20 protein-coding genes are annotated in these 20,528 nt (G+C 69.3%); 5 read left to right on the top strand and 15 right to left on the bottom strand.

Features of this window, described 5'->3' with window-relative positions; genetic code table 11:
* Window positions 1–108: 108 nt before the first annotated feature.
* Window positions 109–690: a hypothetical protein gene (locus ACFQ4H_RS13640; RefSeq protein ID WP_377570702.1), complete on the top strand. Its 582-nt coding sequence runs from the start codon at window positions 109–111 to the stop codon at window positions 688–690.
* Window positions 691–872: 182 nt separating this feature from the next.
* Here the strand turns inward: ACFQ4H_RS13640 and ACFQ4H_RS13635 are convergent, their stop codons facing one another.
* Together ACFQ4H_RS13635 and ACFQ4H_RS13630 are read right to left on the bottom strand one after the other, a co-directional pair.
* Entirely contained in the window at window positions 873–1,628 is a 756-nt protein-coding gene (locus ACFQ4H_RS13635) for an enoyl-CoA hydratase/isomerase family protein (RefSeq protein ID WP_377570764.1), read from the bottom strand.
* Complete coding sequence (locus ACFQ4H_RS13630; RefSeq protein ID WP_377570700.1) at window positions 1,604–2,461, bottom strand: 3-hydroxyacyl-CoA dehydrogenase family protein; 858 nt, start codon at window positions 2,459–2,461, stop codon at window positions 1,604–1,606. Before ACFQ4H_RS13630 ends, ACFQ4H_RS13635 begins: the two co-directional genes overlap by 25 nt.
* Before the next feature lie 144 nt (window positions 2,462–2,605).
* Between ACFQ4H_RS13630 and ACFQ4H_RS13625 the strand changes: the two genes are divergently transcribed.
* Window positions 2,606–2,860: a hypothetical protein gene (locus ACFQ4H_RS13625; protein ID WP_377570699.1), complete on the top strand. Its 255-nt coding sequence runs from the start codon at window positions 2,606–2,608 to the stop codon at window positions 2,858–2,860.
* Between the two features lie 177 nt (window positions 2,861–3,037).
* Here ACFQ4H_RS13625 and ACFQ4H_RS13620 read toward each other — a convergent pair whose 3' ends face one another.
* The 3 genes from ACFQ4H_RS13620 to ACFQ4H_RS13610 form a co-directional block, all read right to left on the bottom strand.
* Window positions 3,038–3,817, bottom strand: coding sequence for a class I SAM-dependent methyltransferase (locus tag ACFQ4H_RS13620; RefSeq protein ID WP_377570697.1), 780 nt, complete (start codon window positions 3,815–3,817; stop codon window positions 3,038–3,040).
* 152 nt (window positions 3,818–3,969) lie between these two features.
* On the bottom strand, window positions 3,970–4,179 hold the full coding sequence (locus ACFQ4H_RS13615) for a BldC family transcriptional regulator (RefSeq protein ID WP_007073996.1): 210 nt from the start codon (window positions 4,177–4,179) through the stop codon (window positions 3,970–3,972).
* A gap of 287 nt (window positions 4,180–4,466) precedes the next feature.
* On the bottom strand, window positions 4,467–5,306 hold the full coding sequence (locus ACFQ4H_RS13610) for a hypothetical protein (RefSeq protein ID WP_377570695.1): 840 nt from the start codon (window positions 5,304–5,306) through the stop codon (window positions 4,467–4,469).
* A gap of 300 nt (window positions 5,307–5,606) precedes the next feature.
* Here ACFQ4H_RS13610 and ACFQ4H_RS13605 point away from each other — a divergent pair, with 300 nt between their 5' ends.
* Together ACFQ4H_RS13605 and ACFQ4H_RS13600 are read left to right on the top strand one after the other, a co-directional pair.
* Window positions 5,607–6,686 (top strand): Glu/Leu/Phe/Val family dehydrogenase, encoded by a 1,080-nt coding sequence (locus ACFQ4H_RS13605; RefSeq protein ID WP_377570693.1) that lies wholly within the window; start codon window positions 5,607–5,609, stop codon window positions 6,684–6,686.
* A 574-nt stretch (window positions 6,687–7,260) separates the two neighbouring features.
* Window positions 7,261–7,479 (top strand): DUF3073 domain-containing protein, encoded by a 219-nt coding sequence (locus ACFQ4H_RS13600; RefSeq protein WP_377570691.1) that lies wholly within the window; start codon window positions 7,261–7,263, stop codon window positions 7,477–7,479.
* 368 nt (window positions 7,480–7,847) lie between these two features.
* Here ACFQ4H_RS13600 and amcA read toward each other — a convergent pair whose 3' ends face one another.
* From amcA to ACFQ4H_RS13575, 5 genes are all read right to left on the bottom strand, one after another.
* The gene (gene amcA / locus ACFQ4H_RS13595) at window positions 7,848–8,081 is read right to left on the bottom strand and encodes a multiple cyclophane-containing RiPP AmcA (RefSeq protein ID WP_377570689.1); all 234 of its coding nucleotides are present in this window, start codon (window positions 8,079–8,081) and stop codon (window positions 7,848–7,850) included.
* Window positions 8,050–9,153 carry a cyclophane-forming radical SAM peptide maturase AmcB gene (amcB, locus tag ACFQ4H_RS13590; RefSeq protein WP_377570762.1) on the bottom strand — a complete coding sequence of 368 codons (1,104 nt, stop codon included), beginning with the start codon at window positions 9,151–9,153 and terminating at the stop codon, window positions 8,050–8,052. Before amcB ends, amcA begins: the two co-directional genes overlap by 32 nt.
* Window positions 9,154–9,279: 126 nt before the next feature.
* Window positions 9,280–10,449, bottom strand: a complete 1,170-nt coding sequence (gene purM / locus ACFQ4H_RS13585) for a phosphoribosylformylglycinamidine cyclo-ligase (protein ID WP_377570688.1) — start codon at window positions 10,447–10,449, stop codon at window positions 9,280–9,282.
* 140 nt (window positions 10,450–10,589) lie between these two features.
* A complete protein-coding gene (gene purF, locus ACFQ4H_RS13580; protein ID WP_377570686.1) occupies window positions 10,590–12,167 on the bottom strand; it encodes an amidophosphoribosyltransferase in 1,578 nt (525 codons plus the stop codon).
* A gap of 135 nt (window positions 12,168–12,302) precedes the next feature.
* Window positions 12,303–12,629 (bottom strand): sterol carrier family protein, encoded by a 327-nt coding sequence (locus ACFQ4H_RS13575; RefSeq protein ID WP_377570760.1) that lies wholly within the window; start codon window positions 12,627–12,629, stop codon window positions 12,303–12,305.
* Window positions 12,630–12,826: 197 nt separating this feature from the next.
* Here ACFQ4H_RS13575 and ACFQ4H_RS13570 point away from each other — a divergent pair, with 197 nt between their 5' ends.
* On the top strand, window positions 12,827–14,923 hold the full coding sequence (locus ACFQ4H_RS13570; RefSeq protein WP_377570684.1) for a carboxypeptidase-like regulatory domain-containing protein: 2,097 nt from the start codon (window positions 12,827–12,829) through the stop codon (window positions 14,921–14,923).
* 182 nt (window positions 14,924–15,105) lie between these two features.
* On the opposite strand, the gene ACFQ4H_RS13565 is transcribed toward ACFQ4H_RS13570, so the two are convergent.
* From ACFQ4H_RS13565 to ACFQ4H_RS13545, 5 genes are all read right to left on the bottom strand, one after another.
* Window positions 15,106–15,879, bottom strand: a complete 774-nt coding sequence (locus tag ACFQ4H_RS13565) for a 2-phosphosulfolactate phosphatase (protein ID WP_377570682.1) — start codon at window positions 15,877–15,879, stop codon at window positions 15,106–15,108.
* 4 nt (window positions 15,880–15,883) lie between these two features.
* Window positions 15,884–18,472, bottom strand: a complete 2,589-nt coding sequence (gene purL, locus ACFQ4H_RS13560) for a phosphoribosylformylglycinamidine synthase subunit PurL (protein ID WP_377570681.1) — start codon at window positions 18,470–18,472, stop codon at window positions 15,884–15,886.
* The gene (purQ, locus tag ACFQ4H_RS13555; protein ID WP_377570679.1) at window positions 18,469–19,152 is read right to left on the bottom strand and encodes a phosphoribosylformylglycinamidine synthase subunit PurQ; all 684 of its coding nucleotides are present in this window, start codon (window positions 19,150–19,152) and stop codon (window positions 18,469–18,471) included. Before purQ ends, purL begins: the two co-directional genes overlap by 4 nt.
* Window positions 19,149–19,412 carry a phosphoribosylformylglycinamidine synthase subunit PurS gene (gene purS / locus ACFQ4H_RS13550; protein ID WP_377570677.1) on the bottom strand — a complete coding sequence of 88 codons (264 nt, stop codon included), beginning with the start codon at window positions 19,410–19,412 and terminating at the stop codon, window positions 19,149–19,151. The genes purQ and purS overlap by 4 nt, the downstream gene beginning before the upstream one ends.
* 192 nt (window positions 19,413–19,604) lie before the next feature.
* Complete coding sequence (locus tag ACFQ4H_RS13545; RefSeq protein WP_377570675.1) at window positions 19,605–20,210, bottom strand: TMEM165/GDT1 family protein; 606 nt, start codon at window positions 20,208–20,210, stop codon at window positions 19,605–19,607.
* Window positions 20,211–20,528 lie beyond the last annotated feature (318 nt).

Genomic DNA, 20,528 nt, shown 5'->3' with positions numbered 1-20,528 from the left:
CGGTGTGGCCGCCCCTGCCCGGTGTGGCACGTTTCCGGGATTCCCGGCCCGTGATCTCCCCGTAGGTTCGTGCCATAGCCGCAGGGCAATCCGGAGGGAAAACTGATCATGAGTGAGGACTACACCGACCCGAGCCTGACCGAGGGCGACTCGGCCGGTGAGGAGGGTTTCGGTCCGGAAACCGACCCGGGACACGAGCCGGATCCGTACGACCCGCACTCGATCACCGTACGCAACCTCGACGGGTCGATAGACGTCATCGTCGACACCGACAACGACGGGCAGGCTGACATCGTCCGGCACGACGACGATGGCGACGGGGTCCCTGACACCGTGTACCTCGACGGGGACCAGGACGGTCGGCTGGACACGATCCTGCGGGACTACGACGACGACGGCACCGTCGACCGGATGTTCATCGACAGCAACGGGGACGGCAAGACCGACTCCACCGCGTACGACCGGAACAACGATGGCCGCTTCGACCTGGTCGTCTCCGACACCGATCACGACGGTCGGCCGGACACCTGGGTCCGGGACACCAACCACGACGGGCGGGCCGACTACACCAAGGTCGACATGGACGAGGACGGCCGCGCCGACCGGATCGAGCGGGACACCGACTACGACGGTGTTCCGGACCGGGTGACCTACTCCGATCCGGACTCCAACCCGTACGTCCGGCACTGATCCGCTCGGCCCCTCGGGCCGGAGCGGACCTGCGGGCCAGCGGCGACCACCCCACCGGGCCGCCGTTGGCCCGCAGGCCTCATCTCACGTGCGGGCACGCCCTCCGTCGGACGGCCACGCAGCACGAACGATGCGAACGACGACCGTCTGTCGCGGCCGGCACCCACCGGTCGGGGCGGCCGTCACTTCCTGCGGTCGAGGAAAGCGGTCATCCGTTGCCGCTTCTCCTCGTCCTCGAAGAGGACCGCCTGACTGACCAGGTCGAGCTGTGGATGCGCGGCGGCCGGAGCGTCCACCGCCAGTTTGGTCAGTCGCAGTGCCAGCGCCGAGCCCTTCGCGATCTGGTCCAACAGCGCGTGGGCGGTCGCCAACAGTTCACCCGGCTCGTCCACGACCTGGTTGACCAGGCCGATCCGCAACGCCTCTGCTGCGTCGATCCGCCGCCCGGTGAACAGCAGTTCCTTGGCCCGTGCCTCGCCCACCAGGGCCGGCAGCCGGTGCGTGGCCCCGGCGCCGGCGATGATGCCGAGCCGTACCTCCGGCTGACCGAAGGACGCCCGGGCCGTACAAACCCGCAGGTCACAGGCGTACGACAACTCGGCCCCACCGCCCAGCGCCGGACCGTCGATCGCGGCCACGGTGGGCATCGGCAACGCCCTGATCCGGCCGAACAGCGCAGAGTTGATCGCCGCCAACGCGTCGAGTCGGCCCCGCTCACGTAGCTGCCCGATGTCCGCGCCGGCCGCGAAGATCCCATCCGTACCGCCGGTGAGCAGCAGCAGTCGGGGCTCCCGCTCCAGCCGGCCGCACACCTCGTGCAGCGCGGCCACCAGATCCGAGTCGACCGCGTTGCGCTTCTCCGGCCGGTCCAGGGTCACCACCAGCCGGTCGGGCAGTTCCTCGACCCGAAGACTCACTGCTTCACCCCGCCTTCCCAGCGATAGAAGCCGTGGCCCGACTTCTTCCCCAGCCGCCCCTCGGCGACCATCGACTCCAGCAGCGGCGGCGGCGCGAACCGGTCCCCGTACGCCTCCTGCAAAGCCCGCGCGATGTCCAGCCGTACGTCGAGTCCAACCAGGTCGGTCAACTCCAACGGACCGACCGGGTGCCGGTAGCCGAGCACCATCGCCTTGTCGATGTCAGCCGGGCTGGCGACCCCGTCGGCGACCATCCGGATCGCCTCCAGGCCGAGCATCACGCCCAGCCGCGAGGTCGCGAACCCGGGCATGTCCCGTACGACGATCGGGTCCTTGCCCAGCCGACCGGCCAGCGCGACCGCTGCCGCGGTGGTCTCCTCGGCGGTGTCCGGCCCGACCACGATCTCCAGCAGCGGCATCGCCCAGACGGGGTTGAAGAAGTGCAGCCCGAGGAACCGCTGCGGCCGGGCCAACTCCCGGGCGAGGCCGCCGATCGGCAGGCTGGAGGTGTTGGTGGCCAGCAGGGCCGGCTGCCGGGCCTCGGCGGCGGCCAGCACGGTCCGCTTGAGGTCGGCGCGCTCCGGCACCGCCTCCACGATCACGTCGGGCTGCTCGGCCACCTCGCCCAGGTCCCGCCGTACGGTCAGCCGGTCGCGGCTGTCGGCCGCCGCCTCCGGGCTGAGTTTGCCTCGCTCGACGGCTCGGTCCCAGAGCCCGTGCAGGGTGCCGACCGCCGCCTCGGCCCGGCCGGCGTCGACCTCGATCAGATCTACCGCGTAGCCGGCCCCGGCCGCCGAGTAGGCGATGCCGAGGCCCATCGTTCCTGCTCCGATGACCACAAACCGCTCGCTCATGGGGGCGACCCTATGCGGGATTGCCGCAGGCTGCTTGCATGGGGGCGGCCGAGTGTTGGGTTCACCCCACCTGTGGGGTTTCCTACGGTGACGAACCCGGGTACGGGCTACCAACGAACTTCACCAACAGGAGGGGAAGGTTACGTGAGCGACTCCCAGGAGACCGAGACCGTCGAGACCCGCGGCGACGACCGGGTCGAGTTGTTGACGGCGGACGCCAACAACGACGGCAGGACCGACGTGTGGGTGGTCGACACCGACCGCGACGGAACCCCCGACGTGTTCCAGTTCGACACCGACGGTGACGGCAAAGTGGACATCACCATGGTCGACCTGGACGAGGACGGCACGCCGGACGAGGTGGTGGACGGCGACGGCGGCCTGCCACCGACTGCCTGAACGGTATCCGGCCCCGCCGGTGTACCTGAACCGGTATCCGGCCCCACCGGCTGCCGGAACCGGTGTCGGCCACCCGCCCGCCCGGGCCGTACAGCACCGCCGGGCGGGTGGACCGGTCATCCCCAGGCGGCGGTCAGTCGCGCAGGCCCAGGTGGTCAGTCACGCTGGCAGATGCGGTCAGTCGCGCAGGCGCAGCGTCGCCAGATAGTAGGGGGCGTCGTGGTCGTCCACGTCGACCAACTGCCAGGGCGTGCCGGCGACGAGTCCCCCCAGTTCGTCCGGAGTGCACACCAGATAGTCGAACCAGGGTGTGCCCAGTTCGCGGTAGCGCAGCCGCAGGCGAAGCTGACCGCCCAGTCGGCCACGTCGGCGGTTCCGCTCGTGATAGGCGGTCTGCACCGGGTCCGTCGTGCCGTACGGGTCGGTGCCCTGGGCGATGACCTGTGCTCCCGGTCGCGCCATGGCGGCCAGGGCGGCCAGGAAGACCGGCGCCCGGTCCCGCCCCTCGACCAGCCCGAGGTTGTTGCCCAGAAGAAGAAAGGTGTCGTACCGACGACCGTGCGCCGGGTGTTCATCGACGGTCTGGCACACCAGGTTCCGTACGCCCCGTCTGCGGCAGACGGCCAGCGCCCCGGGTGAAACATCCAGCCCGGTCACCGGCACCCCGCGCTCCTGCAACTCCAGCGCGATCCGGCCGGCACCGACCCCGATGTCGAGGGTCTCGCCCCGGACCCGGTCGACCGCGCGACGGTCGTACGGCTGCCAGTCCGCCGGACCGGCCAGGTAGTGGTCCGCCGGAGCCCCGTTCACCAGGCCGTCGTCCCGTTCGATGATCTCGATCACCGGTCGGGGCAGCCGACCACCGGCGAGTGGTCGTGGGCCACTACCGGTTGCCACCGCCAGCGCGTCGCGTACCACTTCACCGAACACGTCGCCGAGGCGAGGCTCTCCAGTCATGTGACAGAAGCTATCCGGCTACCGGCACGGACTTCGCCGTACCGGCTCGTTCCCGGACCCGGGCCACCCGGACCCGGGCACGATTCAGGGGCGGTGGCGGCACAGTTGCGCACCTCCTCCGCCCCTGGTCAGGCCGGACTACGAGCGGCTGTTCAGTCGCCCTGACGCTGCTGGGGGATCTGCCCCTGCAGCAGAGCGCGAACCTCCGACTCACGGTAGCGGCGGTGGCCGCCCAACGTCCGAATAGCGCTGAGCTTTCCCGCCTTCGCCCACCGGGTCACGGTTTTCGGGTCGACACGGAACATCGACGCGACCTCGGCCGGTGTGAGTAGCGGCTCTGGTTCGTGCGTTCGCGATGCCATCGGTCACTCCTCCACATGTACCTATAGACATCGGCCGGGGTCCCGCCGGCCGACGCGTCTCCCATGGTCCGGCTAGTCCCCGATGTCCGACATGGGCCGAACGGCCGAACGTCCCTGGATGGACGGATGAAGCATGACCGATTTATACTGCTTTTATAGCCAAGAAGCTACCTTATTCGGACTCATACTCACGCTTCGTGACTCGATAACTACGAGTCGACTTCACCTTGGAAACGTTTCCAATGATCCACGAACGGGCCGCCCGGACATCCGCCCCGGGGCTGTGATCAGTTACAACGTTCCAGAAGTTGCACCGCGCGCCAGCGGGTGACCAGCTTCTCGTACGCCTCGGTGGCGGCCTCCGCGTCCCCCCGGGACAGCCCGGCGAGACCCGACGCGACCAGACCGGGCGAATCGTCCTCTGCCAATGCCTCGTCCGGCAACAGATCGACCAGACCGCCGTAGTCGAGTTCGACGACGGAGCGGGGGTGGAACTCCTCCAGCCATCGGGCGGCTTCCTCGACCGCCTCGGTGATCGGCGCATCGCCCACCGACTTGCGCAACACCGACAACCCCCGCGAGGCCCGGCGGCGAGCCTTGGAGATCTCCGTCCGGTAGCGCAGCACCCGTCGATCCGGCCGGGTGGTCAGCTCACGTTCGCCCGCCTCGACGAACACGAACCAACGTAGCGGCACCCCCCAGGTCGCGACCTGCTCGTGCACCCGTGGAACGCCCTGCTCAAGCACCTTCGCCCCACTGCGCCAGTCCTCGACCACCGCCTTCGCCTGGCCAGCCAGCACCGGTGGGACGAAGGCGTCGGCCAGCACCGGTGGTACGCCGTCCCGGGCGTTCAGCGCCGCCTCGGCCACCCGGACACGCAGATTCCACGGGCAGACCAGCAGCGTGTCGTCGGTCTCCAGGACGTAGGCCTCGTCCGGCAGATCGGGTAGCCGGGTCCAGCCGGCACCGAGCGCCTCGATGACGGAGGTGCGTTGGCGTACCGGCCCCTCCAGGGGCGCGACCGCCCGCCCTTCCCGGAAGTAACGCCGCCAGAAGATCTGGCGGTCCCGGTCGAAGGCGGTCAGCGGCTCGTACACCCGCAGGTACGAAGCGAAGAGCGACGGCACGGCGCGATCCTCCCATGAAACGGAACCTCGCTTCCGCCAGCATCTCTGATCGGCGTACGCCCCGCCAGGCCGGTCACCGGGCCGGCGGGGCAGCGGTACGGCGTCGAGCGGGTCCAGGGAGCCCGGCGTCCATTGGTCGGACCAGCCAGTCGGTCGGGCGTCCGTCAGTCGGGACAACGGCAGCCGAGCGCGCGGATCGCGGCAAACGCGAGCGATATTAGGCTCACCACTACCGGCGCCACCCCGCCGGTCACCGCAGGTCCGCATCCCACAAGGGTGCCCACCGCTTCAGGAGCAGCAATGGGCGTATTCGCCAGCACCGAAGACCGGGAGACAACCGGGCACGAGCAGGTCGTCTTCTGCCAGGACAAGCAGTCCGGCCTCAAGGCGATCATCGCGATCTACTCGACGGCCCTCGGCCCCGCCCTCGGCGGCACCCGTTTCTACCCGTACGCCACCGAGGCTGACGCGCTGCACGACGTGCTCGACCTGTCCCGGGGGATGGCGTACAAGAACGCAATTGCCGGCCTCGACCTCGGCGGCGGCAAGGCGGTCATCTGGGGCGACCCGGAGCAGATCAAGTCCGAGGCCCTCCTGCGGGCTTACGGACGGTTCGTCCAGTCCCTGGCCGGCCGTTACTACACCGCCTGTGACGTCGGCACGTACGTGGCTGACATGGACCACATCGCCCGGGAGACCCGCTACGTCACCGGCCGGAGCGTGGAGCACGGCGGTGCCGGTGACTCCTCCATCCTCACCGCATGGGGCGTCTTCCAGGGCATGCGGGCCGCGGCGGAGCATGCCTGGGGCACGCCGTCGCTGGCCGGGCGCCGGGTCGGGGTCTCCGGGCTCGGCAAGGTCGGTAAGTACCTGACCGGCCACCTGATCGACGACGGCGCCTCGGTGGTCGCGACGGACGTGAACGAGCAGGCCCTGGAGTGGGCCCGGACTACCTACCCGCAGATCGACCTGGTTCCGGACAACGCCGCGCTGGTCGCCGCCGATCTCGACGTGTACGCGCCGTGCGCACTCGGCGGTGCCCTGAACGACGAGACGGTGCCCGTGCTGCGGGCCAAGGTCGTGGCCGGTGCGGCGAACAACCAACTCGCCCACCCCGGCATCGAGAAGATGCTGGCCGACCGGGGTGTGCTCTACGCACCGGACTACGTCGTCAACGCGGGCGGGGTGATCCAGGTCGCGGATGAGATCGAGGGCTTCAACTTCGAGCGGGCCAAGCTACGGGCCACCCAGATCTTCCAGACCACCCGCCGGATCCTGCGCCTGGCCGACGCCGAGGGGGTGCCTCCGGCGGTTGCCGCAGACCGGCTGGCCGAGCGTCGGATGGCCGAGGTCGGCCGACTTCGGACCATTCACCTCTGAACCTGTCGAGCGGCTGCTTGTCGCACCCTCTGCGAGCCATGCGGTGGTGCGGGATGATCGTCGGAATCATCCCGCGCTGCCGCTCTTGCCCCAGCCGGTTCAGCCGAGCGTGACCGCAGACGCGGCGCAGCGTAACCCAGATCACTGTCAGTTACGGTCGACGGCTCCGGTCCGGTTTATCAAAATGACTTCCGGGTACGAAGGTGGCAAACCCCTCAGCAATCTCGTCCTCTGCCAGGATCCGGAGCTGGGTGAACGCCCGGAAAGCTGCCCTCCTGCCCGCTTCCGACACACCAATCCGCCATGTTTTGTCCCCGAACTCCCGGGAAGTAACTTGGTGAAGGGACACGCCGCCACAAAGGCCTACTCAGAGTCACGACCAGGCTAGGCAAGTGGTCCTTACCGGGTAGAATTTGGCGCGGTCGGAGTCACGCGCGACGCGCTGGCCCGTCCGGCGGTAACCCGAGGTGCCGAACCAGGGCACTCCCATGTACCGTAAGAGCCACGAGAGATGCCTGACGTCATCGGGGCCCGCCTTCGGGCTGCCCCGAATTCTGTGCGAGGGGGTCGAGCCATGGGGCGCGGCCGTGCTAAGGCCAAGCAGACAAAGGTGGCCCGGGAGTTGAAGTACCACTCCCCGAACACCGACCTCGCCGCCTTGCAGCGAGAACTCGGCGGCAGCGGTAAGTCGGACCGCGACTTCGACGACGACTACAAAGAGTATGTCGACGACGATGACGAGGACCACGACGCGGACGACCGTCCGGGTAACTGGGCGCCTCCAGCCCGCTGACCACTGCTCACAGCTGCGCACGCGGATTACCCCCGCGTGCGCAGACCTGTGCGCGTGGAGCGTCGATACACATTGCTGTTCAAGGACCTGCCGCAGTTGATCGGTTGATCAAATCAGGCGGCAGGTCCTTGAACAGTTACCCGGTGTAATCGGTCTCCGTCGGTCACGGAGCGTTGGTAAGGACAGCCCACCGGTCGGTACCGGCTTCCGTCCGGCACACCGTACGGGTCCCGACCCGGAGACGCGGTGTGCCGTGCAGCCCCGCAGGCGGCCGACCGCCGCTCGACGTGGCGCTCGACGGGACCACATCACCCACCCGGACGGGTCGACCGCTGCCCGAGGCTCGGGACGGACGGGACCGACGTTTCTCAGCGCGGACGGTTGTTCCAGTTGTAGAACGTCGGAATGTTCTCGAAGTGGTTCCAGGCGCAAACCGCGCCTCCCTCGGACGATTCCACCTCCGTACGCTGACGGCGGGCTCGCTCAGCCTCGCTCAGCAGCGTGATCAGGCCGGCTCGGGCCCCACGTAGCCGTTCGGTGACCGGGTCGGGGCAGGTTGCCTCGACTGGATCAGGTCGATGGACCTTCCTGGTTCCGGGCATGTTCCAGCACTCCCTCCAGTAGGCGGATCTTGCTGTTACGGCAGTGGTTGGTTTCCGTACCGTCGAAGCGCCCATGTTCGAAATAGCGGTTGGCGGCATGCCCACCCCCACAGAAGCCGAAGTAGGGGCAATGTGCGCGGCAGGCCTCCACCCCGGTGAGGAACTCGGCGACCCACGGGGTGCCGGAAGCCGAGCGGAGGATCTCCGCCAAGGGTGTGGTCAGCACGTTTCCGCTACTGAAGTCGCCGTAACGCGGATCGCTGAAACCTGCCAGCTCCGGAGACAGCAGGACCACCGAGCCGTCGTACCCGATGGTCGGAATGGGGTCGAGCTGGCGGGGCAGGACCTCGTCCGCCACGTCGTCGAGGACGGCCGCCGCGTACCGCAACGACCACTCGATCTCCCGCAGGTGGATCCGCGGCTCACGTCGCCAGGCGGCAACCAGTTCGGCCCAGAAGCCGATCACCGGCGCGGCCGGGTGACCGTTGTCCCGGGTGTTTACTCCCTCCTGCTCCTCGATGTTGATGCCGAGCACGTCGCAGCCGAGGTCCAGGAAGAAGTCGTAGAGCTCGGCCGCCAGGCCCGGCTCCGGCCGGGTCACCACGCACAGGGCGGAGAAGTTGATCCCGTTCCGTCGCAGGGCCTCGACGCCCCGCATGATCCGGTCGTACGCGGGCCGCCCGCCCCTCGTCACCCGGTCCGCGTTACGCGGCCGCGCGCCGTCCACGCTGACGCTCACCCGCATCCGATGGGTGGCGAAGAACTCGCACCACGCGTCGTCGATCAGGGTCGCGTTGGTCTGCACATGGTGCTCGACGCTCTCCTCGAACGGTGCCAGCAGCGCCGCCAGATGGTCGCGGCCAGCGGCCAGGGGCTCGCCGCCGTGCCACACCACCGAGAAGCGTCCACTGCCCGCCCAGGCGTTCACCGGGGCAGCCACCGCTGTCGCGACGGACACCGGCATCCGCTGGTCGGCAGACCGTAACGGCAGATAGCAGTACGCGCAGTCGAGGTTGCACAACGTCGTCGGCTGCATGACGACGTAACCGGGCACCTTGGCGATGCCACGCATTCCGGAGAACACCTGTCGTGGGACAGCCATCGGCTCTCCTCCCGTACTGGGATGTTCCCAGGCTAGGTCGCGATGGCCACTCCGGTGAAGACCTGATCAAGTAAGCGGATGATCACCGCACGCTGCTCAGCCCCGGGTGTGCTGACCGACCATCTGGACCTGGCCGGTGCCCTCGATGATCTCGCCGGCCTGCCAGGCCTCGACGCCACGCCCGGTGAGGGTCGCCAGCGCCCGGTCGGCGTCCTCGGCGGAGACGATCGCGAACATGCCCACCCCCATGTTGAAGGTGGACTCCATCTCCGGGTCCTCGATCCGGCCCTTGGCCTGGATCAGGTCGAAGATCGGCTGCGGCTTCCAGGTGGCCCGGTTGACCACCGCGTCGACGTTCTCGGGCAGGACCCGGACCAGGTTGCCGGGGATCCCGCCGCCGGTGATGTGGGACAGTGCCCGTACCTCGGTCTCGGCGATCAGCTTCAGGCAGTCCTGAGCGTAGATCTTGGTCGGCGTCAGCAGTTCCTCGCCGAGCGTGCGCTGGTGCCCGAACTCCTCGATCACCGTCTCCAGCCGCATCCGGCCGGCGCCCAGCAGGACGTGCCGGACCAGGGAGTAGCCGTTGGAGTGCAACCCGGAGGAGCGCATCGCGATGACGACGTCGCCGACCTCGACCCGCTCCGGGCTGAGAATGTCCTCCTCCTCCACCACACCGACACCGGTGGCGGAGATGTCGTACTCGTCCGGGCGCAGCACGCCCGGGTGTTCCGCGGTCTCACCGCCGAGCAGCGCGCAGCCGGCGTAACGGCAGCCGTCCGCGATACCCGCACCGATCTCGGCGACCTTCTCCGGCACGACCTCGCCGGTGGCGATGTAGTCGAGCAGGAAGAGCGGCTCGGCACCGCAGGCGACCAGATCGTCGACGACCATCGCGACCAGGTCGATGCCCACGGTGTCGTGGATGTTGAGCTGCTGGGCGATGACCAGCTTGGTTCCCACGCCGTCGGTGGAGGAGGCGAGGATCGGGTTGCGGTACTTCTTGGTGTCCAGTCGGAACAGACCGGCGAACCCGCCAAGATCCCCCATCACCTCGGGACGACGGGTCTGACGCACCTTCGACTTGAGCAGCTCGACCGCGCGGTCACCAGCGTGGATGGAGACCCCGGCGTCCGCGTACGACACACTGCGCTTGCGGCCGACGCGGCCGGATCCGGCCGTCCATGGCTGGTGGCCCGCCTCCCCGGTCGAGCCGGAGCCGCCAACCGGCCCGCTTCCTGTGCCACTGCGCTCAGTCACGTGCGTCACGGTTCTCCCCTTTTGTGTTTCACGCGGTGGACCGCGTGGGGTAGCGGTCGAGGATGGCTCGACGATTGGTTGCGGTTACCGCCCGGCCGGCAGACCGGGCGGAGCTTGCAGCCCACGGGAATGGGCCGCACCGGTCGGTGTTACCGGCGAGATGTGGCATCGGCGCCGCTCGGACTGGCGACGAGTGATTGGTCATCAAAATCAGGAAGGTCCGCACCGGCCCCGGCGTCCTGCTCCGCAGCCGCCGACGACTGACCCGAGACCCGGCGTTCCACGCCTTCGAGCACGTGCTTGCCGATCAGGTTCCCGGCCGGCAGGTCGATCGGGTACTCCCCGTCGAAGCAGGCCCGGCACAGCCGGGTCTTCGGCTGCTCGGTGGCCGCGATCAGGCCGGCCAGCGAGACGTATCCCAGCGTGTCTGCCCCGATGGACCGGCGGATCCCGTCGTTGTCCAGCCCGTTGGCCAGCAGTTCCGCCCGGGTCGCGAAGTCGATGCCGTAGAAGCACGGCCACCTGACCGGTGGGGAGGAGATGCGTACGTGCACCTCCAGTGCACCGGCCTCGCGGAGCATCCGGACGATCGCCCGCTGGGTGTTGCCCCGCACGATCGAGTCGTCGACCACGACGATCCGCTTGCCCCGCACGTTCTGCCGCAGCGGGTTCAGCTTCAGGCGGATGCCCAGCTGACGCAGGGTCTGCGAGGGCTGGATGAAGGTACGCCCGACGTACGGGTTCTTCATCAGGCCGGCACCGTAGGGGATGCCGGACTCCTCGGCGTAGCCGATCGCGCCGGGCGTTCCGGACTCCGGCACCGGGATCACCAGGTCGGCCTCGACCGGGTGTTCCTTGGCGAGCTGCCGCCCGATCTGCACCCGGGAGGCGTACACGTTACGGCCGGCGATGGTCGCATCCGGCCGGGCGATGTACACGTATTCGAAGAGGCAGCCCTTCGGCTCCGGCGCGGCGAACCGGGCCGAACGCAGACCGTCCTCGTCGATGGCGATCAGCTCACCGGGCTCCACCTCGCGGACCACGCTGGCGCCGACGATGTCGAGGGCGGCGGTCTCACTGGCCACCACCCAGCCGCGCTCCAGACGCCCGAGCACGAGCGGGCGTACGCCGTAGGGGTCCCGGGCCGCGTAGAGGGTCGTCTCGTCCATGAAGACGAAGCTGAACGCGCCACGCAGCGTCGGCAGCAGCTCCAGCGCGGCTGCCTCGACGGAGAGATCCGGACGGCTGGCCAGGAGCGTGGTCACCAGCGAGGTGTCGGAGGTGGAACTGTCCGCCTCCAGGCCCCGCTCGCTGATCTCCCTGGCAAGGTCCGCACTGTTGACGAGATTGCCGTTGTGCGCCAGGGCGATGGTCGTGCCGGCGGTCGTGGACCGGATCGTCGGCTGGGCGTTCTCCCAGGTGGACCCACCGGTCGTCGAGTAACGGGTGTGCCCGATGGCGAGGTGCCCACGCAGGCTCGCCAGGGTCGGCTCGTCGAAGACCTGCGCCACCAGGCCCAGGTCCTTGTAGACGACGACGCTGGAGCCGTCGCTGACCGCGATCCCCGCCGCCTCCTGGCCTCGGTGCTGGAGAGCGTAGAGACCGAAATAGGTGAGGTTCGCCACTTCTTCGCCGGGTGCCCAGACTCCGAACACGCCGCACGCATCTTGCGGGCCGGGCCGTTGGGGGTCTAGTTCATGACTCAACCGGCCGTCGCCTCGGGGCACCTGCCGCTCCCTCATGCTGGTCTATTTGGCCGCAATCCCGCACCATAACCGGGGCCGCCGTCGCTTCAACAGTGTACGCGAGGCCGCAGCGGGCACGAAGAGTCACGATTTGACCACTTAACGCGACTCCAATGGCTACCTGTCCGATATTTGCAGCGGAAGGTAGTCGGACAGATCCGCTCGGGTACCACTGACCCGGACGCTCCCCTGCGCCACGGCCTCCAGCCACCCCAGTCGGCCGCTGGCCAACCTGAGCCAGGTGACCGGATCCAACTCGACCACGTTGGGCGGCGTACCACGGGTGTGTCGCGGACCTGCAACGCATTGAACTGCACCGTAAGGTGGGACTCGCACCTCCACCGAACGGCCCGGGGCACGTCGAGCCAACTCCGACAACAACGTCCGGACCGCGTCACGTAGCACTTCCCGATCGGGCGTACACCCGGAGTCGAGCGCCGCCATCGCCGTCGTCACGGCTGGAAAATTTTTGTGCGGAGAGGACACAACGGGACAATACGACGGACAGGCGCGGCAAATCACGCTGCCCCTGGGTCGCGCCGATCCAGTCGGACAAGGCATAGTTGCCGACGGTGTACTCGTACGGTGACGCCTGCCGGCTGCACAGCGTAGCTGGAAGGCCAGCCCGGAAGGCGGTGGACGTGACAACACACCGACAAGCCTGGATCAAGCGGGCCGGTGTGGTCCTGGCGCTGGCTGCCAGTGCCCTGCTAGCCATCCCCTCCACACCCGCCCTGGCCGCGCCGAGGATCGGGAACGTCTCCGCGTCCCCGAACTCGATCGAAGCTGGCGGCACGACGACCGTCAGTTACAACGTCTCGTTCAACCCGATCGCGGGAAGATCGGCGAACATCTCGGTCAGCTCCAACAATGGAAAGCTGACCTGTGTCGACGGCTGCTCCCGGGGCAACGTCGAGGAAAGCGGCAGCTTCGAGGCGAAGTTCCGGTTCTCTGGCACCGCCACGAACAACGAGACGGCGATCATCACCGTCACAGCCTCCGACGGCGCCGGCCAGGACGAGCAGGGCAGCGTTCGGGTGACCCTGATCGGTAAGCCTGCGGTGGAGACCGTGGCCGAGGTTTCCGGCAAGGTGACCGCCACCGGCGGAAGTGGCGTGGCGGATGCGGACGTCACCCTCATGGACGCGCGGGGCAAGAACTTCACGACGACGACGAACAGCAGTGGTCGGTACTCGTTCTCGGGCAGCGAGAGCAACCCGATCACCCCCGGTCGGATGCGGATCACCGCCTCCAAGGATGGCATCAGCCAGGCCAAGGACGTCAGCGCCAACGCCGGACAGCGACTGACGGGTCAGACGATCCAGCTGCGGTTGGCCGGACCGACGCCAACGGCAGATCCCAGTGCGGCACCGACGGAGGAAGCCACCGAGGAGCCCGGCACCGACGAGAGCGCCGAGCCGACCGAGAACGCTGAGGCCGGCGAGAAGAACGCCGCCAGCAACGAAGAAGAGTCCAGTGGCGTGTCCTGGCTGCTGATCATCGTCGGCGGTCTGCTCGTCGCCCTGGGCGTCGGCGCGATCGTGCTGCTGTTGATGCGGCGCAAGGACAACAGCGACGACGACGAAGACGATGACAACGACGGCCCGAGCAGGGGCTCGTCCGGTCGGGGCGGCTACCGTGGCGATGCTGACGAGACTCGGATCGCCAGCCGTTCCGGGGCTGACGCGACCATGGTCGCCCGGCCGTCGCTGGCCGACGCGCCGACCATGATGCACAACCGCCCGTTGGTCGACGACGAGTTCCCCGACCCGTACGGCGCTCCGCTGCCGCAACAGACTCCGCAACCACCCAGCTACGGTGCTGGCCGGCAGCAGGACTGGGCCGACGACGGCTACGGCAGCGGCTCCGCGCCCACCCAGGTCGGTTACGGCGCAGGGACGTACGGCAACGCCCCGGCGTCCGGCGCAGGCTACGGCAACGCCCCATCCTCCGGCAGCGGCTACGGCAACGCCCCCTCCGCTGGCTACGGCGCAGAAGCCGGGGCCGGCGGCTACGGCGGCACCTACGGCAACGCCCCGGCGTCCGGCGCGGGCTACGGCAATGCCCCGTCCTCCGGCAGCGGCTATGGCAACGCCCCGGCGTCCGGCGCAGGCTACGGCAACGCGCCGTCCTCCGGCAGCGGCTACGGCGGTGGGGCCGGCGGCTACGGCGAGCAGCGCTACGACGAGCCGACCGGCCGCTACGACGGCGGCAACACCGAATACGGCGCACCCGCCGACCCCTACGCGACCGGTGCCTTCGGTCAGTCCGCAGAGGCCGACCGGGGTTACGGTTCGACCCAGTCGTACGGCCGGGAGCCGGGAGCCGGCGGCGGTCACGAGGCGACCGGCGGTTACGGTCAGCCCGGTCAGTACGACGCTCCGCGGGCCGGCGGCTACGGACAAGGCGGCGGCTACGGCGCGCCGAGTGCGGGCGGCGGCTACGACTCGACCGAGAGCTACGGCTCCGGCGGATCCGACCAGCGGGGCTACGGTTCCGGCCAGGAGGGCTACGGGCAGCCGACCGCTGGCCGGGGTTACGACGACCGGGGCGGCTACGACGATCGGGGCGGCTACGGCCGGACGGCTGATCAGCGCGGCGACGGGTACGACTCGCGGGGCTACGACCAGGGCGGCTACTACAACGAGCCGCCCCAGGATGATCGGACCCGGATCGACGGTCCGCCGCAGCAGCAGAACCGGTCCGGACGTCGCTCACTGGACTGGTTGGACGACTGAGTACGTCGGTCACGGGCGACCTGTTGGCCCGTGACCGACGAGAACTCCCGGTGGCGGGTTGGCGTCTCTCCCTCAGGTGAGGCATCAGCCCGCCACGGCCGTCTTGGGCGTCGGGAACCGCCCACTTGGGGCGGGGCCCGTACCGCTGTGCAGATTGGCCCGTACGGCTGTGCAGACTGGCCTCAGCCGGCGACGAAGACTCCCTGGCGCAGCACGGGCACCACGTCCGAGACGTCCACCCGTACGGCGATCTCGACGTCCTGGGCGTAGCCCCGCTCGACGAGTTCCCGCCCGGAGACACACCCTCGGATGGCCGCCGGCACGTCGGTGACGCTGGCCAGCATGGCCAGGGCCATCGCCGCCTCCACCGACAGACCGGCGGGCACGGCGGACAACATGTCGAGAACCGCCGCCGCGCCGAGGTGGTCCTCGATGGAGGGTCGCAGGGTGCCGTCCGGCCAACGTTCCCCGGCCGCGATCACGCCGATCGGCGCGTCCCGTGAGCCGTACCCGTGGCGCTTCAGCCAGCGGCCGACGGCGGACGCGTTACGGAGGCAGCCCGCGACCACCGGGCGTCCGGTTGCGGCGGCTGCGGCGCAGATCGCTGAGCCGTTCGGCGACGGCAGTACGAGGTCCGACACCACCGGGGCGGTCTGCAACGCTGCTGGCGACAGTGACCAGGGTCGGTCCCGGGTCACCTCACTCCGGCCGACCGCCGCGACGCCGCCAACCCGTACGGCATAGTCGGTGGCCTGGGCACCCCACGGGAACGGGTGCACGCGCATGCCCCGCCCGACCGCCACCTGCACGGCGGTGGTGAAGGAGAGCACGTCGACGACCACCAGCACCGCGCAGACGCGGCCCAGCTCGGCCGCCCCGCCGAGGCCCCAGTCGAACCGAGCGCCCGCCCCGGGCTGGGCGTACACCCCCTCGCCCCGGGCGGACGTTCCGGTCATGTCCTCAGGCGTCGGCGGCGTCGTCCGCCGTGCCCGCCTCGGCGGAGCCGGCCGGTAGCGACGACTCGACGACATCCGCCGACTCAGCTGCCTCGGCCACCTCGACCTCGGCCACCTCGACCTCGGGCACCGAGCCGGTCACCGTACCTCCGAAAAGGTTCGGCATGGTCGACGTGAAGGCGGTACGCAGTTCGTCGAGGCTCACCGCGAACTGGTCACGGATCTCCAACTGACCGCTGCCGGCGTCGGTCACACCGATCAGCGACCAGGGCAGGCCCCGCTCGGCGCACAGCGCCGTGAACGCCTTCTCCCGGCCGTGCGGCACGGTCACCAGCGCCCGGCCGGTGGTCTCGCTGAAGAGGTAGACGAACGGCATCGAGCCGTTGCTGAACTCCTCCGGCAGCGCGATCTGGGCGCCAACGCCGTAGCGCAGGGTCGACTCGACCAGCGCCTGGGCGAGACCGCCGTCGGAAAGGTCGTGCGCCGAACGCAGGTGACCGACGCGGGCCGCCTCGGCGATCGTGTCGGCCAGCACCCGCTCCCGGCCGAGGTCGACCTTCGGCGGGACACCGCCCAGGTGCTGGTGCGTCACCCAGGCCCACTCGGAACCGGAGAGTTCCACGTGGGTCTCGCCGAGCAGGAAGATCAGGTCGCGCTCCGCACCGGTCGTCGGGGCGAAGCCCATCGGCACCCGCTCCGCGACGTTGTCGAGCACGCCGAGCACGCCGACGACCGGCGTCGGGTGGATGGCTGCCGCCCCGGTCTGGTTGTAGAAGCTCACGTTGCCACCGGTGACCGGGATGCCCAGCTCGGCGCAACCGTCGGCGAGGCCGCGTACCGCCTCGGCGAACTGCCACATCACACCCGGGTCCTCGGGCGAGCCGAAGTTCAGGCAGTTGGTGACGGCGATCGGCTTGGCACCGCTGACCGCGACGTTGCGATACGACTCGGCCAGCGCCAGCTTCGCCCCGTTGTACGGGTCGAGCCGGGCGTAGCGGCCGTTGCCGTCGACGGAGAGCGCGACCCCGAGGCCGGTCTCCTCGTCGATCCGGATCACGCCGGAGTCCTCGGGCTGGGCCAGGATGGTGTTCCCGAGCACGTAGCGGTCGTACTGCTCGGTCACCCAGGACTTGTCGCACAGGTTCGGCGAGGCGATCATGCGCAGCACGGTCTCGCGCAGCGCGTCCGGAGTGGCCGGTCGGGGCAGCGTCTCGGCCCGGTCTGCCTGGAGCAGGATCAGGTCCGCTGGCTCCCGCATCGGACGGGCGTAGACCGGTCCGTCGTCCACCAGGGAGCCCGGTGGTACGTCGACGACCGTGTGGCCCCGCCAGGTGACCAGCAGGCGGCCGGGCTGGCCGTCGGCCTGGGCCGGGGTGACCTCACCGATCGCGGTGGCCAGTACGCCCCACTTCTCGGCGGTCTTGAGCACGGCTTCGAGCTTCTCCGGCTCGACGACGAGCAGCATCCGCTCCTGTGACTCGCTGGCCAGGATCTCGTGCGGCTCCATCGACGGCTCGCGCAGCGGCACGCGCTCCAACCAGACCCGCATGCCGGTGCCGGCTGCGGCGGCGGTCTCGGTCAGGGCGCAGGTCAGGCCGGCACCGCCAAGGTCCTGGATGCCGACGACGAGTTGGGCGTCGTAGAGCTCCAGGCAGGCTTCGATCAGCAGCTTCTCGGTGAACGGGTCACCGACCTGCACCGATGGACGCCGCTGCTCGCTGGCCTCCTCGAAGGTGGCGCTGGCCAGTACGGAGACGCCACCGATGCCGTCCCGGCCGGTCTTGGCCCCCATCAGCACGACGACGTTGCCCGCGCCGGCAGCCGCCTTGTTCTGCAGCCGGTCGACCGGCAGCACCCCGAGGCAGAGCGCGTTGACCAGCGGGTTTCCCTGGTAGCAGGGGTCGAAGACGACCTCACCACCGATGTTGGGCAGGCCCAGGCAGTTGCCGTAGCCGCCCACACCGGCGACGACGCCGGGCAGCACCCGGGCGGTGTCGGGGTGGTCGGCCGCACCGAAGCGCAGCGGGTCCATCACCGCGACTGGGCGGGCGCCCATCGCCAGGATGTCGCGGACGATGCCGCCGACGCCGGTGGCCGCGCCCTGGTAGGGCTCGACGAAGCTCGGGTGGTTGTGCGACTCGACCTTGAAGGTCACGGCCAGCTCGTCGGAGATCTGGACGACTCCGGCGTTCTCCCCGATACCGGCGAGGAGTCGGTCGCTGGGCGGTGCCTTCTCACCGAACTGGCGCAGGTGGACCTTGCTCGACTTGTAGGAGCAGTGCTCACTCCACATGATCGAGTACATGGCCAGTTCGGCCTGGGTGGGTCGACGGTCGAGGATCTGCCGGATCCGTTCGTACTCGTCGTCGCGGAGACCCAGCTCCGGGTACGGCTGGAGTTCGTCAGGCGTCCCGACGGCACGCTGGACGGTGTCCGGGCCGTCGGCGAGGTCGCCCGCTGCGGCGTCGACCGGGTTGGCGACCGGGGCCGCCTCGCCGGTGGGCACCGGGATTCGTGGGGTGGGAACCGGCCCACCGGTCGGCACGGTCACCTCTGCCGCCTCGCTCGCTCCGATGTCGGACTGAGTGGTCATGCCGGCGCTCCCGCCAGGTGCTTGAGGATCGAGGTGAAGAAGCCGAGGCCGTCGAGAGAGGGGCCGGTCAGCGCCTCCACGGCGTGCTCCGGGTGGGGCATGATGCCGACGACGTTGCCGGCCTCGTTGGTGATCGCCGCGATGTCCCGCTGCGAGCCGTTCGGGTTGCCGCCCACGTAGCGGGCCACCACCCGACCGGTCGCCTCAAGCTCGTCCAGGGTGCGCTGGTCGGCGACGTAGCGCCCCTCACCGTTCTTGACCGGGACGAGCACCTCCTGGCCGGGCTGGAACACGTTGGTCCACGCCGTACCCGCCGACTCGATGCGTAGCACCTGGTCGCGGTTGCGGAAGTGCAGGTGCTCGTTGCGGGTCAACGCGCCGGGCAGCAGGTGCGACTCGCACAGGATCTGGAAGCCGTTGCAGATGCCGAGTACCGGCATTCCGCCCTGGGCGGCGGCCACGATCGTCTGCATGACCGGGGCGAACCGGGCGATGGCACCACAGCGCAGGTAGTCGCCGTAGGAGAAACCGCCGGGCAGCACCACGGCGTCGACGCCGTGCAGGTCCGGGTCGTCGTGCCAGAGGCGTACGGCCTCGGCACCGGCGATCCGTACCGCCCGGGCGGCATCCCCGTCGTCGAGTGAACCGGGGAAGGTCACCACACCGACGCGGGCGGTCACGACCGAGCGCCCTCGGTGTCGTCCGCCTCGACCAACCGGATCGAGAAGTCCTCGATCACCGGGTTGGCCAGCAGCTTGTCCGCGATCTCCCGGGCGCGGTCGAGGTCCGGTTCACCGGAGAACTCGATCTCGACCCGGCGGCCGATACGTACGGAGGACACATCGTTGACGCCCAGCCGCGGCAGCGCGTTTGCGACAGCCTGGCCCTGGGGATCAAGAATCTCCGGCTTGAGCATGACGTCGACGACGACGCGAGGCACGGGGCACTCCTGACTGTGTACGGAGTTTGGGGATCCGGCCCCTCGAGGGGCGAGCAAGGCCAGCGTACCTGGCAGGGAGAGCAGGTGACGCACCGGTCATCCCGGCACGCGGCAGGTAGCCGGTTACTCCGCGGTACGGTTGTCGCCCCAAATCGGTCACATCACCGCGCCCGGCGAAGGGCACCGCCGCGCTCAGCGGAGTGCGCCGAACGCAGTGATCATAGCGAGCGCGAAGCACAGTCCGGCCCCGACATACCGCACCAGGGAGAGCCGGACCCTACGCAACAACCAGCGGCCGAGCAGCACAGCTGCGCCGGAGACCACCGCCAGCGCCAGCCATGATCCGACGAACACGGCCACCGGTGGCTTCCCACTGGCCACCAGTCCGGCGGTGAGCAGTTGGGACAGGTCCCCCCACTCGGCAGTGAACAGCACCACAAAACTCGCGCCGGCCGCCCGCCAGCCCCGCCGGCCCACGGGAACCTGGTCGGCGTACCGCCGTTCCTCCTCGGACTCCATGGCGTCCGCCTGTCGCGCGCCGCGCAGCAGCAGCATTCCGCCGATCACGAACAGCCCTGCGGCGGCCAGCGCCACCGGAAGCCGGGGCAGTTGGGCGAACAGGGTGCCCGCCGCGACCGCGAGGACGCTCTGCACCCCGAACGCCGTGACCGCCCCGAGCCAGACCGGCAACGGGTGATAGCGGGTGCTGAGCACGAGGGTGGCGACGAAGGTCTTGTCCGGCAGCTCCACCGGCAGGATCAGGACGAACGTGCCGAGCGCGACGAGTACGTACGTCATCGGGATCCTTCCCGGCCGGACCGGGTGCGGGACGAGCGCGACGTGGGACGCCAGCCCCTCCGTAACAGTATTACCTACTTTTTACGCAGACAGCCTGTTTCCCCACCAAACAAGCACCAGTTCCGCCACCCGGTCGACGCCTCGACAGCCCGGGTGACGGCCCGGTCGACGGCCCAGGTGACGACCCAGGTGACGACCCGGTCGACGGCTCGTATGACCCGACCGGGATGGTCAACTTTTGTTTGATACTTGTGAATGGATGGCGCTCGTCCTAGCGTGTGGCGTCGGAACGTCCGGTCATTCACGCCGAACGTTCCG

It is taken from the genome of Micromonospora sonneratiae, assembly GCF_042679305.1.
Classification (GTDB): Bacteria; Actinomycetota; Actinomycetes; order Mycobacteriales; family Micromonosporaceae; genus Micromonospora_H; species Micromonospora_H sonneratiae.
This window is presented reverse-complemented; position numbering and strand designations above follow the sequence as displayed.

What these genes read in the sequence shown, in the direction of transcription:
- purL (WP_377570681.1), bottom strand. Translation starts at nt 18,472, where the DNA reads ATGACCACTCAGTCCGACATCGGAGCGAGCGAGGCGGCAGAGGTGACC.
- ACFQ4H_RS13575 (WP_377570760.1), bottom strand. Translation starts at nt 12,629, where the DNA reads ATGGCGGCGCTCGACTCCGGGTGTACGCCCGATCGGGAAGTGCTACGT.
- ACFQ4H_RS13630 (WP_377570700.1), bottom strand. Translation starts at nt 2,461, where the DNA reads ATGAGCGAGCGGTTTGTGGTCATCGGAGCAGGAACGATGGGCCTCGGC.
- ACFQ4H_RS13605 (WP_377570693.1), top strand. Translation starts at nt 5,607, where the DNA reads ATGGGCGTATTCGCCAGCACCGAAGACCGGGAGACAACCGGGCACGAG.
- amcB (WP_377570762.1), bottom strand. Translation starts at nt 9,153, where the DNA reads ATGCGTGGCATCGCCAAGGTGCCCGGTTACGTCGTCATGCAGCCGACG.
- amcA (WP_377570689.1), bottom strand. Translation starts at nt 8,081, where the DNA reads ATGCCCGGAACCAGGAAGGTCCATCGACCTGATCCAGTCGAGGCAACC.
- ACFQ4H_RS13600 (WP_377570691.1), top strand. Translation starts at nt 7,261, where the DNA reads ATGGGGCGCGGCCGTGCTAAGGCCAAGCAGACAAAGGTGGCCCGGGAG.
- ACFQ4H_RS13615 (WP_007073996.1), bottom strand. Translation starts at nt 4,179, where the DNA reads ATGGCATCGCGAACGCACGAACCAGAGCCGCTACTCACACCGGCCGAG.
- ACFQ4H_RS13620 (WP_377570697.1), bottom strand. Translation starts at nt 3,817, where the DNA reads ATGACTGGAGAGCCTCGCCTCGGCGACGTGTTCGGTGAAGTGGTACGC.
- ACFQ4H_RS13565 (WP_377570682.1), bottom strand. Translation starts at nt 15,879, where the DNA reads ATGACCGGAACGTCCGCCCGGGGCGAGGGGGTGTACGCCCAGCCCGGG.
- ACFQ4H_RS13640 (WP_377570702.1), top strand. Translation starts at nt 109, where the DNA reads ATGAGTGAGGACTACACCGACCCGAGCCTGACCGAGGGCGACTCGGCC.
- ACFQ4H_RS13545 (WP_377570675.1), bottom strand. Translation starts at nt 20,210, where the DNA reads ATGACGTACGTACTCGTCGCGCTCGGCACGTTCGTCCTGATCCTGCCG.